Genomic DNA, 14,611 nt, shown 5'->3' with positions numbered 1-14,611 from the left:
GATTTTTTAAGTACTCGCAAAGAACGCAAAGGTTCTTAAACTTTGGAAATCTTAATAGGCGATAGGATAGGAAGATTGACGAAGTTATTAGCATAGGTTTTGTTCTCCAAACCCGATTGTAGTGGTAATACTTTTTGTTTCACAAGCCTATCAAACTTCGTAAGTTTTGAAACTTACGAAGTTTAAGTGTATTAACGGACACAAAAAGATTATAACGGAAAGCGGGACTTACGCTGATAGAAATTCTGGCTTTGCTTTTCAAATAAATAACAAACTGTCAAAAGTTCTACTTTTTTACTAGATTTTGTATCTTTTGTCAGTAATTATGGGCAATATAAAGCTTACAAAAAACCGACAATCGGGGTGTTCTCGTATATTTTATTGTAAAAATCTTATTTAAATAGGGTAACAAAAGCATCGGTTAAAACATATTTATAGTAAAACGCTGTTATAGATGAAGCGATAAGTAGCGTAATCCACCAATATGGCGTAATTGTTGATAAAATATAAAAACCGAGACGCCTTATTTATAAAACAAATTTATAGTTTAGTGTCGTCCCCGATAACATACAGATTATGGAAGCTAAATTTTCACCACAAGTTAAAGACGTGATTTCTTTCAGCAGGGAAGAAGCCCTGAGGTTAGGACACGATTATATAGGAGCTGAGCACTTGTTGTTGGGCCTTATTCGCGAAGGAGATGGTATGGCAATTAAGATTTTAAAATCGTTAAGTGTTGATACGTTGAAACTTCGCCGCTCTATTGAAGAGGCCGTTAGGGGCACTTCGAGCGTTACGGTTAATTTGGGCAATATCCCATTAACCAAACAAGCTGAAAAGGTTTTGAAGATTACCTATTTAGAGGCAAAAATATTTAAAAGCGATTTAATTGGTACGGAGCATTTATTGTTGTCTATTTTGAGAGATGATGATAACATTGCATCGCAAATTTTATTGCAATACGGTATTAACTACGAGATTTTTAAACAAGAGGTAGAAGTTAATAAAAACGGATTTAGAGACGAGGCGCAAGGTGGTGGTACTGCCGGCGGCGATGACGATTATCAAGAAGAAGAAAGCTTCACTGCTCCTAAAAAAGTTTCAGATATTAAATCGAAAACTCCTGTTCTAGATAATTTCGGTAGAGATTTAACACGTGCTGCGGAAGAAGGAAGATTAGACCCAATTGTTGGTCGCGAGAAAGAGATTGAGCGTGTGTCGCAAATTTTATCGCGTAGAAAGAAAAACAACCCAATTTTAATTGGTGAGCCTGGTGTGGGTAAAAGTGCAATTGCCGAAGGTTTGGCATTGCGAATTGTACAACGCAAGGTTTCTAGGGTGTTGTTTGGCAAGCGTGTAGTTACGTTAGATTTAGCTTCTTTGGTGGCTGGCACAAAATACCGCGGTCAGTTTGAGGAGCGTATGAAAGCGGTAATGAACGAGCTGGAGAAATCTACAGATGTGATTTTGTTCATCGATGAAATTCATACGATTGTTGGTGCAGGTGGTGCTTCGGGCTCGTTAGATGCTTCGAACATGTTTAAGCCGGCATTAGCCAGAGGCGAAATACAATGTATCGGTGCTACCACTTTAGATGAATATCGTCAGTACATTGAGAAAGATGGTGCTTTAGACCGTCGTTTCCAAAAAGTGATGATTGAGCCTGCTTCTCCAGATGAAACGATTGAAATTTTAAATCGTATTAAAGAGAAGTACGAAGACCACCATGGTGTAACTTATACCGAAGAAGCAATTAATGCTTGTGTGGCTTTAACATCTAGATATATTACTGATAGATTTTTGCCTGATAAAGCGATTGATGCTTTGGACGAAGCTGGTTCGAGAGTTCACTTGACCAACATTCACGTTCCTGATAACATCATTGCTATTGAAGCGAAGATTGAAGATATTAAGTTAGAGAAAAACCGTGTAGTGAAGAGCCAAAAATATGAAGAGGCTGCAAAACTTCGCGATACGGAGAAAAACTTATTAGAAGAATTAGATAAAGCTAAAGCTGAGTGGGAAGCAGAAACTAAGACTAAACGTTATGAAGTTTCTGAAGATAATGTAGCTGAGGTAGTATCTATGATGACTGGTATTCCGTTGCAACGTGTTGGACAAACCGATAGCACTAAGCTATTGAACATGTACGATACTGTCGCTGATAAAATTATTGGTCAGGATGATGCGATTAAGAAATTAACTAAAGCTATCCAACGTACAAGAGCTGGATTAAAAGACCCGAAAAAACCAATTGGTTCGTTCATTTTCTTAGGCCCAACGGGTGTTGGTAAAACGGAGTTGGCTAAAGAATTGGCTCGTTTTATGTTCGACACTGACGACTCGCTAATTCAGATTGACATGAGTGAATACATGGAGAAATTTGCTGTTTCTCGTTTAGTAGGAGCGCCTCCGGGATATGTTGGTTACGAAGAAGGTGGTCAGTTGACGGAGAAAGTTCGTAGAAAACCTTATTCGGTAATTTTGCTAGATGAGATTGAAAAAGCACACCCAGATGTATTTAATATCTTGTTACAAGTATTGGATGAAGGTCAGTTAACCGATAGTTTGGGTAGAAAAGTTGATTTTAGAAATACAATCATCATCATGACTTCGAACATTGGTGCACGCCAATTGAAAGATTTCGGTGCTGGTGTTGGTTTCTCTACTACTGCTAAGGTAGACCAAAATGAAGCGCACAGCCGTGGTGTAATTGAAAATGCGTTGAAACGTGCTTTTGCGCCAGAATTCTTAAATAGAATTGATGATGTGGTTGTGTTTAACTCATTAGGTAAAGAAGAAATCTTCAAAATTATTGATATTGAGTTGAGAGCTTTATTTGGAAGAGTACAAGGTTTGGGTTACCAAATTAAATTAACCGACGATGCTAAAAACTTCATCGCTGAGAAAGGTTTTGATAGTGCATTTGGTGCTCGTCCGTTGAAACGTGCTATCCAGAAATATTTAGAAGACCCAATTGCTGAGGAAATTCTAAAAGGAGAAGTAAACGAAGGCGATACGCTTGAGGTAAACTACGATAAGGAAAAAGAAGAGATTGTAGTTGCGCCAACAAAGGGCAGTAGCAAGAAGAAAAAGAAAGAAGAAGGAGCATAATCCTTAAAATAGAAAGTCCCGAAAGTAATTTCGGGACTTTTTTTATGTTTAAATAATATGAACATATTTTATGTTTGGAAAATTTTAGCCACAGATGTACAGATGAATTTATTGGATTTAAATATTATAGAAATTTGTGCATCTGTGGCTAAATATATAATAGATTAACATGAGAATATTGATACTACTTTTTGCAGTGAGTTTGTTGTTCGCTTGTAGCCCAAAGGTTAGCCAAACAGGTAAAGCGTCTTATTACGCAGATAAGTTTAACGGAAGAAAAACTGTCAGTGGCGTAACGTTTAGAAATTCGAAGAAAATTGCAGCACACAAAACCCTGCCTTTTGGCACCAAAGTGAAGGTTACAAACCTAGCCACAGGAAAAAGTACCAAAGTTGTAATTCAAGACCGTGGGCCGCATGTAGCAGGCAGAATTATAGATTTATCTAAGAAATCTGCAAAGAAAATTGGTTTGATAGAACAAGGGGTAGGTAATGTAAAGATTGAGTATAAGAAAAAGAAGTAGCAGGTAATTAACATATGTTCAATTTAAGCTATGTTTACATTCTTTATCTAATCGTTTTTTAAATGTGTTTTTTAGCTCGCCGCCGCTGGGCTCTTACTTTTTGACCGCAAAAAGTAACAAAAACTCTCGGTTGCTTATTTTTCTTTCAAAGTAAATGCTTGGGCTTATTGATACTACCCGAAAAATAAGAGACCGAAAATAAGCTGAACGAAGGATGGAAGCGCTATCGCTAGCTAAATCCTCAATTTCTCATCCCGAAATCACGCTAATTATCAAAACAAACCTAATTGAGCTTGTGGTTTTCTGAAATGAGAACTGTCGAGCTCTATTTTTTTTACGTTCAATCCGTTTAATCTGCAGTGTAGTTTAAAAGTGGTGTTTATTAACTGTGCAAAGTTTCCTTCGCCACGCATTCTCGTTCCAAACCTACTATCGTTTACGGTTCCGTTGTGGCAATCTTGTATTTGATGCCAAACTTTATCAAACCTATCGGGAAAGTTTTTTCGTAACCAATCTTCAAATATTTGATGGATAATCCCATTTAACCGTACCACAGTGTAGCCCGCAGAAATAGCACCAGCTTCTGCGCAAGCTTTTAATATGGCAGGGATTTCGTGATTGTTTAAACCAGGTATCATTGGTGCTGCCATTACGCCCATCGGTACATTAGCTTTGCTTAATTGTTCGATTACTTTCAACCGCTGTTTCGCTGTGGTAGTTCTCGGTTCTAATTTCTGTCTTAAATTTTCATTTAAGCTGGTGATAGATACAAATGTGAAAACCAAATTGTGCTTCGCCATTTCTTGTAGGATATCAATATCACGAAGTATCAGTGCATTTTTTGTGATGAGCGAAATGGGTTGTTTATATGCTAACGCAATTTGAAGTATCTGTCTGGTGAGTTTGTATTTTCTTTCGCAAGGCTGATAACAATCTGTATTTCCAGAGAGACTGATAGGAATAGCTGGCCAACCTTTTTTCTCGATGAACTTTCGGAATAACTCTGGGGCATCTTTTTTAACGATGATTTTGCGCTCGAAATCTAAACCAGCACTAAAGCCCCAATATTCGTGAGAGTTGCGGGCGTAACAGTAAATACAACCATGTTCGCAACCTTGGTAGGGGTTAAGCGAGTACATCATGCCAACGTCAGGACTTTCTACTTTGTTAACGATGCTTTTGGCAGAACTATAAATGAAAGATGTTTTTTCATTTGAAATTTCCCAATCATCAATGCCTTCTACATGTTCTTGACTGAGGGAGTTTTTTAAAAATTTGTTATTTGTATTAAGTTGTGCACCTCTGCCACTTAAATAAACATTTCCTTCTTCATCACTTTTCATAAAGTGAAATTACTAAAAATATTAGTATTTTGAAGTGATTTTTTTACTCTTTTTGCTGGCGAAAAATACTGTAATTTGGATAGAGAAATTAACCTAGTCGCAGTTAATTTGCATTTTAAACCCGATTGCAGCGGATCGCGATGTAAGCAACTGTTTTTATTGTTTTAACAAATACTTGTATGTTGCACAGCTTTAATCGGGAGTAGCGAAAAGCGGGACTAAAGTAACCTACAGAGGTAGTATTTGCTTTTCAAAAACTATTTCACAGCTGTTGGTTCAAATTCTAATGGAAGTGCCTCCGCAAATCTTTTGTAAGCCCAATAACCATCAGATACAAAATCTCTTTCATGAGTGTTTCCTTTATGATAAATTGCGCTATTTTTATAAAATAAAATAGGTGGATTTGAGACTAGAATACTTGAGGTTTGAAAACCAGTCAGGCCTTTTGGTCTTTGTAGATAAAGTCCTGACTCAGAAAATCTTTTATTTTCAGTGTCTTTTGTATAAATAACTAAAATTTCTTTTTCAAAATTAAGAGACTTTAGTTCTTTACCCTCGCTTTTTACCAAGGTTTCAATATCTAGCTCATTTTCGTCGAATATCAGCTTCGGTTTTTTTCTTTCATTAATCCAATATTCGAAAGAAACTGATCCTTCAGATTTATTATTGTTTATTCTAATATTAGCAATTGCTTTTTTTAAGTTTAGGTCGATAACGCTATCCGGCTTACGGTCGATATTTTTAATTCGTTTGAATACTTTGAAACCTTCCAGTTTTGCGTTGCCATTATAAAGTGACTTAAAAAAATGTTGTTGAGAACCATAGTAAGCAATGTCTCTGTTTTTTAGCCAGTTGTTGTGTTTAGAAGATGGACTTTCCAGTTCCTCAAAAAATGGAGAGCCTGAATACGAAACTCTACGTGTAGAATAATTATAATTGAAATGCTTAAGCAGATATTTTATTCTATATCCTAAAGCTTTGTTCTCTACAATTAGAAATTGATCACTGCTTACTGATAAGGTTGTATTTTCTTTATCATAGTTTACATTTAAGATATCTGGGTTTAGAATTTTGCACTTTTCTGCGTTAGAAGTTTTACCGATGAACAATTCAGTGAACATTGCAATATATGCAGGGCGATTTGGATCTGATTTAATTACAACTTCATCTAGTGAAATAATACTTGGTAATAATGAAGCGTCGAGATAAATATTTTTGTCGGAGATATTAAATTTTTTAGAATATGGAACATACCCTACAACATGAATTAGAATTTCGTAGTTGCCTATAGGGATATTATCCAATATGAACTTGCCTTGGTTATCTGACAAGGTCATAATTTTTGTGCTGCTTATGTATATTGCAGCTCCAGGTATTGATCCATTTTCATCTCTAACTACACCACTAATTTTATAAGTGTTTTGAGCAAAACTTACAGTGTATATTAATAGCACAGCAAAAAAAAGAATGGATTTTATTTTTGATTTTCTATTCATTAAACGCCGAGTATATGCTAAAGATCGGTATTAATTAACTAAAATTTTTAAACTTATTTTAGTGTAACAGGTTTAAATTCAATAGGTACTGCGTCAGCCATTTTTTCGTAAGCCCAATAGCCCTTGTATAAAAAGCTTCTTGGATTGGCAACGCTTCCATTTTTATAGAACAATATGGGCGGAGCCACTAAATTAATTAGCGACACTTGATAATTTCCCATGTCGGGCGCACGACTTACCTGAAATCCCATATTGCTGTATTCTATGCTTTCTTTTTCTTTGGTATACATCACAAAAAGTTCGTCTGTATAGTTAAGGCTTTTCAGGTCTTGGTTGTAGGTCTTAACCAAAGTGTCGGTAAGCACTTTTGCTTTATTTAAAACTGCCATACTTTTAGGTTTGCTACGTTCTTTTAACCAGTAATTCAACGAGTCGTCTTTAGTAAATGTAAGCATATTAATAGCTTTTGAACCCGTCGACAGTTTCCTGATATTTGCACTGATGACACTATCTGGCTGTCTGTTTTTATTGCCAATTGTCGCTAATTTATGTATCACGAAACCTTCTTCATCAATTTTATTATCGTAAAGCGATTGATAAAAATGCTGCGGCGAGCCATAATAGGCAGTATTTCGCTTTTGGTTCCATCTTTTGATTTTAGATTTTGAACCTTTCATTTCTTCAAAAAATGGAAAGCCAGCAAAGTAGACGATACGGGTTCTATAGTCATATTCGAAGTTTTGTAACAGGTATTTAATTCTGTAGCCTAAAGCTTTGTTCTCTATAATGAGAAATTCATTGCTATTTACAGTGAGCATTCGCTGTTGCTTATCGTAATCTATAGAAAGGACTTCGCTGTTAAGTATTTTGCACTCTTTGGCATTCGGTGTTCTGCCGATAAAGAAATCTTTAAACACGTTAAGATAGTGCAAGCGGTTTGGATCTGGTTTAATAACCACTTCGTTTAGTGTTACCGCATTTGCTTTTAAGGTTGCATCAAGGTGAATGTTTTTATCGATAATGATAATGTTTTTTGCAAAGGGGAGGTAGCCAACAACTTGAATTAAAATATCGTAACTACCTGCAGGTAATTTAGGTAGTGAAAACTTACCTTCATTATTGGTAATTGTAGATATTTTAGTGCCACTTAGATAAACTGCTGCACCCGGGATTGTTTCTTTATCATCTCGTACAATACCGCTGATGCTAAAATTACCCTGGCTAAAAGATGTTTGACAAAACAGTAGAATAAATACCAGAAGGATTAAAGATTTGATCTGCATGCCCTAAGTTAACTAATAAATTAGTTTCTGAAAGAAATATTTACGAAAATTTCGTAGATAACTTTTTTGTTGTCTTTTGTGTATCTTTATGTGAATAAGCCAAACACCTATGAACGAGATGTTAAACTGCATAATTATTGATGATGACGATCTTGACCGAATGGCGGTGGAGGCGGAAGTTAAGCTTTGTCAAAACCTAAAAATAATTGGCAGTTTTGGAAACCCAATAGAGGCGCTATCTACCTTGCAAACCACTAGGCCTGATATTCTTTTCTTAGATATTGATATGCCCGAGTTAAATGGGTTGGATTTTGTGAGGCGCATTACGGATTTAAATTCTATTAATGTTATCATCTCTTCTCATCCAGAGTTTGCGCTGGAGGGTTTTCAGTTAAATGTATTCGATTTTATTTTAAAGCCACTAGAAACTACTCGGTTTGAGCACACAGTAAAACGCATTTGCGATTTTGTACAGTTGATAGATAAGGCAAATGCCTACGATGTGATGTTCGAGAATGAGAAAATCATTTTTAAGGAAGGACACAATACAGTTAATCTTAATGCCAGCGAAGTGATTTATTTGGAAGCTTATGGTGATTACACCAAAATTGTAACCGATAAAAAAGACCACCTCACATTAACAACTTTAGGCAGTTTTTTAGAGTCGCTGCCAGAAGGGAAATTCAAAAGAATACACAGAAGTTATGTGGTGCCAACTCATCGCATTGCTAGCTATGGTGCCAAAACACTTACTTTAATTAATGGAACTGCTTTGCCTATAGGTAAAACATATTTAAAAGAAACCAAGCAAGTATTAAAATAACAAAGATGAAGAACTACCTATCTACATTATTGTTAGCTTGTTTAACTACGTTGGTTTTTGCACAACGTAATGAACATACTGATCAATTAAAAAAGCAAGAAAAAAAATGTGCAGACATTTTAGCAACTTTTAGCGGTAAGCCCGAAACCTTAAATGAATTAATTAAAGAAGGCAACATTGGACTAAAAATGACCAAGCCCAATGACCTTGAGTTTAAATATGCCTTTAACATCGCCATTGGTACAGGATTTTACTACAAGCAAGATTTTAAAACTACACAAAAGCACTTTGAACAGGCTTACGCCGATGCTCAACAAGCCAAATTATTGGAGAAGAGCTTAAAGCCTTTAGGAAACTTAGTAGTATTGTACCACTATTTAGGTTTACAGGCAAAGGCCGATTCGGCGGCACAGAAGTTAAAATCGATAGCTGAAAGTAATGACACCTTAAAAACAAAAGGAAATATTTACTATAACCTTGGGATTTACAATCAGCAGCAAAAATTTTATTATAGTATAGCTTTGGGCAATTTTTTAAAGGCAGTAGAATTACAAAAGCCAATTGCCGATACTACTAAAATTGCAAAGCTGAGGTTAGATTATGCGGTAATGTTGGCGATGGTGGCCGAGATTTATCTATACATGAAGCAACCCCAAAAATCGATTGAATATTTAAACGAAGCAAAGCCTTTTTTAAATGCTTCGAAGATTATTGATATTACCGCTTATGGGAAATTTATACGTAGTTATGTGCAGCTCAGCAATAAAAAGGAGGCGTTAAAATACTATCAATTATTGCACAACGTAGGAGAGGGGGGAAATTGGTCGGAGTTGGTTTCTTCTAGTGTAGAAATGGCCACATTGGAGATGAAGGGAAACAATTACGCACAAGCAAAAAAGTATCTTGATAAAGCTGATGAGCAAGCCAAAAAAGATAACAAGGAAATCCTTACTTCATCTGTTAATTTAGCTTACGGTGATTACTACAAGGCTGTGAAAAGTTACCCGCTAGCTATTAAATATTATCACCTGGCGGAAAATGGGGCTAAAACCTACAACAAAGAGCAGTATGTAGATTTACTGAAGTCGCTTACTGCCGTAGAGATTTCATCAGGAAACCAGCAAGCTGCACAAAAACATTTTAACGAGTATGTTTCATTGTCTGATAGCTTGAACCAAAGTAAAATATCGTTGAATTTGGCAGAGATGGAAGCTAAATTTCAAAACCAATTTAAGGAACAAAAAATTGGTGCGCTGCATAAAGAAAATGATATTAAAGATTTGCAGTTGCAGCAAGAAAAAACTACACGAGCCTTGTTAATTGGGGGAGCTGTTTTGCTACTATTGGTTTTAGGTGCAATTTTATATAGCTACAGCACCAAGCAGAAAGCAAATCGCTTACTTGCATTCAAAAACGCACAGTTAGATAGTTTAAATGAGGAATTGAGCAATGCCAATCAGACGAAAGCAAAATTATTCAGTATCATTTCACATGATTTACGAAGTCCGGTTAGTCAGCTTTTTACGTTTTTGAAGTTGCAGCAAACCAACCCGAATGCTTTTACTGAAGAAAATAAACAACAACATCAGCAGAAATTAATGCAGTCGTCTAGGCAATTGCTAGCTACAATGGAAGATTTGTTGATTTGGTCGAAAAGCCAGATGGAACATTTTGAGCTGGCTATTTGTCCTGTTGCCATGAACGATTTGTTTACAGCCGCTAAAGGTTTGATGCAAAATCAGGCAGATGCGAAAAACTTAGAGATTAACATCGGAAACTTAGCTGTAACCACCATACAGAGTGATGAAAATTTGTTGACGATAGTGTTGCGGAACCTTATCCAAAATGCGATAAACCATGCTTTCGAAAATACTTCGATTGATTTAAGTACTGGTTTGGATGAGCAGCAACATGCGTTTATATCAATAATAAACAAAGGAGAAGTTATCCCGCAAGAGCGGATAAACGAACTGATGAACGATACCCAAGTGAAAAGTAAATCGTCTGGTTACGGTTTATTGATTGTTAAGGAATTACTGGAAAAGGTAGGTGCATCGTTGCAGATAGTTAGTAGCGAAGAAAGTACTACGATGAAGGTTGTTTTTAATAAGTAATCCTTTCATCGATTATTCCATGACCTTTACAGATTATAAAAGTTATTGGCCTAATTCCATCCATAGATTTAAGTTAAATCTTAATGGATATGAAGACAAACTCAAAAACAGCTAGAAAATTTGGCATCCAGCTATTTATTCTGCCACTTCTTGCATCTGTAATTTCTTGTACCTCTAACTCGGGTACTAAGCAGGCCAATGGAGATGTTCAAACCTCAAAAAATACAGCAGAATATTTCTCCGTAAAAATTGATGGCGCATTGTGGGAAGCTTTTCCATCCAAAGAGTTTAAAACTTACAATGTGAGCTACAAGGAATTGGGACATCAGTTTTCTATTTTTGCAGAGGCCGAAGACGGGTCTAGAATGGATTTGTCGTTTCACTCTGCTATAGAATTAAAACCTGGCAACTATCCATCAACCAGAAACGACAATGGAATGCTGAGCGGTGTATTTTATTTTCCAGAAGCCAAAAGTTCTGACAAAGAAATGGCGAGCACCACATTCGATCATCCTGTTCAAGAAAATACGGTGCAGCTCATTAGCATCGATAAATCGGATACAAAGGCTTATATCATAGAAGGTACGTTTTCACCAACCTTACATGCCGTTTACGAAACCAATCCTAAGAAGACCAGTAAACTAAGCGAAGGAAAATTTAGGGTGGTATACAGACCAGATGCTATCCATCCGGCATTTTAAACTTGTAATTCCGTTTACCGATTATTCCTTTCCCTTCATCGATAATATACCTCTTTCACGGTATTGCTTCTCTAATTTTAATCAACATAAAATCCTAAATGCAATGAAAAATCGCGGTTTTTTTCTAATTATCATCTGCTGTGCGCTATTGTTTAACGCTTGTTCAGAAACTGGATTAACTGGGCCAGAAGGTCCGGCTGGAGCTGCGGGACCTGCCGGAGCGGTTGGCGCTGCTGGTAAAGATGGCAGTATCATGTACAGTGGTACAGGTGCGCCAGCTACAACATTAGGTGTAAATGGAGATTACTACCTCGATAAAAACACAGGTAATTTGTATGGACCTAAAACTGCGACAGGTTGGGGGACACCAATAACTTTGGTTGGTGCTACTGGAGCAAATGGCAACAACGGTTCTAACGGAACCAATGGCACTAATGGTACGAACGGTACAAATGGAAGTACTACCCTAAGTGGTACAGCAGCTCCATCAACAACAATCGGTATAAATGGAGACTATTTCTTAGATAAAACGAACTTTTTACTATATGGACCAAAAACTACAGCTGGCTGGGGTACGCCTATTTTGCTTCGTGGTGCACAAGGTGCGCAAGGGCCAACTGGTCCGGCAGGAGCTGATGGAACGATAATTTATGCCGGAGAAACGGCTCCCGACCCAACACTAGGCAAAGTGGGCGATTTTTACTTTTCTCGTTTGCCAGTAATGCTTTATGGACCTAAACATGCAACTTTTGGTTGGGGAATGGGCACTAGTTTAAAAGGAGCTGATGGTACAAACGGTACTAATGGATCTAACGGCACCAACGGAAATACCATCCTAAACGGTGGGGGACCTCCACAAAATACTCAGGGCAATAATGGCGATTACTATATCGATTTAACTGCATATACCATGTATGGACCTAAAAGCAGTGGTGCTTGGCCTTATCCTGGATTTAGTTTACGCGGTGCAGATGGTAATTCTAATGTAATTGCATTGGAAACAGCAGATAATTTCACTTTTTTCTGGAAGTATGACAATGCAGACGCTAATGCGCTAACAAAACAGGGAACTTTTGCAAATGATACCACTACTGTGTTTAACATTCCATCGGCAAACGTTGCAGCTGCAAAAGCAGGAATTGTGATGGTGTATTTACGTAAAAATGAAGGCGCTGGTGTATACAGTTGGAAACAGTTAAATTATACCGAAGCCTCTACAGCTGGCACTGGACAATTGCTATATTATAATTATTACTTAAGAACCGATGCTACGACAGCAAAAGTGAGGATTGCTTATAAAAATGGATACGGGTCTACGCACACACCATTTGCTGTAGATAAGGTTAGGATAGTGATTGCTCCCCAAAGTTCTACAGGAGTGTTAAGCAATATGAACCAAAATACACCAATGTTGCAGACCATGCAAAAGCTTAAAATCAGCGACAAGGATTTTATAAAGTTGAAATAATAGCCGCATAGCTGATGTTCAATTGTCGCATCAGCTTAATCATTAACCATAAATATTGATGCACATGAAAAGGCTTTTAGTTCTCCTTTACTTCATATCTGTAGGCTTTGTTTTTAGTGGGAAATCACAAGACGTAGCTCAAATTGCTAAACAGAAACCAGTCGCATTGAGCGGGAATTTTGGCATTGGTTTGGGTACCTACAATGTAAAGGGCATCCCCTCAAGGCAAAGAGATTTCTCTTACATTTTTAACGGCGCACCAACTTTGTCATTGTACGGTGTATCTTTTCCATTTTCGGTAGTAGTGAGCGACCAGCAAAGAAACTACACGCAACCGTTCAATCAGTATGGTATTAGTCCAACTTATAAATGGATAACCGTACACGCTGGCTGGCGTAGTTTAGAGTTTTCGCCATTTACCCTAGCGGGACATAATTTTTTGGGTGGCGGTGTAGAGCTAAATCCTGGGAAGTTAAGGTTAGGTTTTGTTTATGGGAGATTTAATAAAGCGATAGAAGAAGATTTGAACCAACCTTTGGCATTAGCGCAACAGCCAGCTTACAAACGTACAGGCTACAGTGCAAAAATTGGATTGGGAACGGAACGTAACCATGTAGATTTGATTTTCTTGAACGCAAAAGACGACGCAACATCACTTAGTAGGCCTATTACTTCTGGAATTTTAACGCCATCAGAAAATATGGTTTTAGGTATTTCTTCGAAGTTTAGCTTTTTGAAAAGATTTGTTTGGGATATGGATGTTTCTGGTAGCATTTACACCAGAAATGTATTATCTGATACTGTCAAAAACCTAAAACTAGACAAAGTCGATTTTATCAAAGATTTAGTAACACTAAATTCATCAGCGCAACTACTTACCGCTGGACAAACGAGTTTAGGTTACAATGCTACCAATTATAACATCAAACTGAAATACCGCAGGGTAGACCCCGATTACAAAAGCATGGGTGCTTACTATTTCGAAACCGATGTGCAGAATTATACGGTAGAAGGAATGGCAAGATTATTTAAAAGTCAGCTGCAGGTAGGAGGCAGTTTTGGTTTACAGAACGACAATATTTTAAAAGATAAAGCTTATCGTTCTAACCGAAAAATAGGCTCGGTAAATGTTTCGTATAACAAGCCTGCTTACGGTATCGATTTACGTTATACTAATTTCGGTATCACCCAAGACAGAGGTCTAAATCCAATCATCGACCAATTTCGCGTAGCCAGAACCAACCATAATCTAAGTTCTATTTTGCGATACAATATCAATAAAGAAACTATTTCTCACGGCTTTATATTGGTTGGTAATTTACAATCGCTGGTAGATTTAAACAATTTCACCAAGCCAAATAGCAAATCTAACAGCAAAGCAGTAAATGTTGCTTACCAATTGGATTTACCAAAAAGAGCTTTTGGTATTAACACCAGTATGAATTATACCATCGCCGAAATGGCTTTTGGTAATTCCGTTTTTTATGGACCTACGGTAGCATTCAACCAAACTTTGGCTAAATCGAAAATTGGTTTAAACACGGCGTTCACCTATCAGTGGCAACGCACAAACCAAATAGCAACTGGAAATATCATCAACCTTAATTTAAATACATCATACAAACTGAACCAGCGCAACGCAGCAAACTTGAGTGTGGGATATCTGAAAAGTAATTCTAACGATGTGCTCATGCCTTCTTTCGATGAATTGAGGTCAAATCTGAGTTTGGTACACACCTTTTAATC

The 14,611-nt window shown here is 37.0% G+C and carries 10 protein-coding genes; 7 read left to right on the top strand and 3 right to left on the bottom strand.

Annotated features, from left to right (window positions below):
• Positions 1–576: 576 nt before the first annotated feature.
• Together AC23ME_RS08785 and AC23ME_RS08780 are read left to right on the top strand one after the other, a co-directional pair.
• Entirely contained in the window at positions 577–3,114 is a 2,538-nt protein-coding gene (locus AC23ME_RS08785) for an ATP-dependent Clp protease ATP-binding subunit (protein WP_487727381.1), read from the top strand.
• 169 nt (positions 3,115–3,283) lie between these two features.
• Complete coding sequence (locus AC23ME_RS08780) at positions 3,284–3,637, top strand: septal ring lytic transglycosylase RlpA family protein (RefSeq protein ID WP_487727380.1); 354 nt, start codon at positions 3,284–3,286, stop codon at positions 3,635–3,637.
• A gap of 272 nt (positions 3,638–3,909) precedes the next feature.
• On the opposite strand, the gene AC23ME_RS08775 is transcribed toward AC23ME_RS08780, so the two are convergent.
• The 3 genes from AC23ME_RS08775 to AC23ME_RS08765 form a co-directional block, all read right to left on the bottom strand.
• Positions 3,910–4,980: a PA0069 family radical SAM protein gene (locus AC23ME_RS08775; RefSeq protein ID WP_487727379.1), complete on the bottom strand. Its 1,071-nt coding sequence runs from the start codon at positions 4,978–4,980 to the stop codon at positions 3,910–3,912.
• A gap of 257 nt (positions 4,981–5,237) precedes the next feature.
• Complete coding sequence (locus tag AC23ME_RS08770) at positions 5,238–6,476, bottom strand: carboxypeptidase-like regulatory domain-containing protein (RefSeq protein WP_487727378.1); 1,239 nt, start codon at positions 6,474–6,476, stop codon at positions 5,238–5,240.
• A 53-nt stretch (positions 6,477–6,529) separates the two neighbouring features.
• A complete protein-coding gene (locus AC23ME_RS08765) occupies positions 6,530–7,759 on the bottom strand; it encodes a carboxypeptidase-like regulatory domain-containing protein (RefSeq protein ID WP_487727377.1) in 1,230 nt (409 codons plus the stop codon).
• Positions 7,760–7,868: 109 nt separating this feature from the next.
• Between AC23ME_RS08765 and AC23ME_RS08760 the strand changes: the two genes are divergently transcribed.
• The 5 genes from AC23ME_RS08760 (at position 7,869) to AC23ME_RS08740 (ending at position 14,609) form a co-directional block, all read left to right on the top strand.
• On the top strand, positions 7,869–8,582 hold the full coding sequence (locus AC23ME_RS08760) for a LytR/AlgR family response regulator transcription factor (RefSeq protein WP_487727376.1): 714 nt from the start codon (positions 7,869–7,871) through the stop codon (positions 8,580–8,582).
• A gap of 5 nt (positions 8,583–8,587) precedes the next feature.
• Positions 8,588–10,696 (top strand): tetratricopeptide repeat-containing sensor histidine kinase, encoded by a 2,109-nt coding sequence (locus tag AC23ME_RS08755; protein WP_487727375.1) that lies wholly within the window; start codon positions 8,588–8,590, stop codon positions 10,694–10,696.
• Between the two features lie 89 nt (positions 10,697–10,785).
• A complete protein-coding gene (locus AC23ME_RS08750) occupies positions 10,786–11,397 on the top strand; it encodes a hypothetical protein (protein ID WP_487727374.1) in 612 nt (203 codons plus the stop codon).
• 103 nt (positions 11,398–11,500) lie between these two features.
• Complete coding sequence (locus AC23ME_RS08745) at positions 11,501–12,865, top strand: hypothetical protein (RefSeq protein ID WP_487727373.1); 1,365 nt, start codon at positions 11,501–11,503, stop codon at positions 12,863–12,865.
• Between the two features lie 64 nt (positions 12,866–12,929).
• Positions 12,930–14,609: a hypothetical protein gene (locus AC23ME_RS08740; protein WP_487727372.1), complete on the top strand. Its 1,680-nt coding sequence runs from the start codon at positions 12,930–12,932 to the stop codon at positions 14,607–14,609.
• Positions 14,610–14,611: the final 2 nt, after the last annotated feature.

This window comes from Pedobacter sp. T50_32, assembly GCF_057652195.1.
The sequence above is the reverse complement of the archived record's forward strand: the minus strand, read 5'-3'. Positions and strand labels throughout refer to the sequence as shown.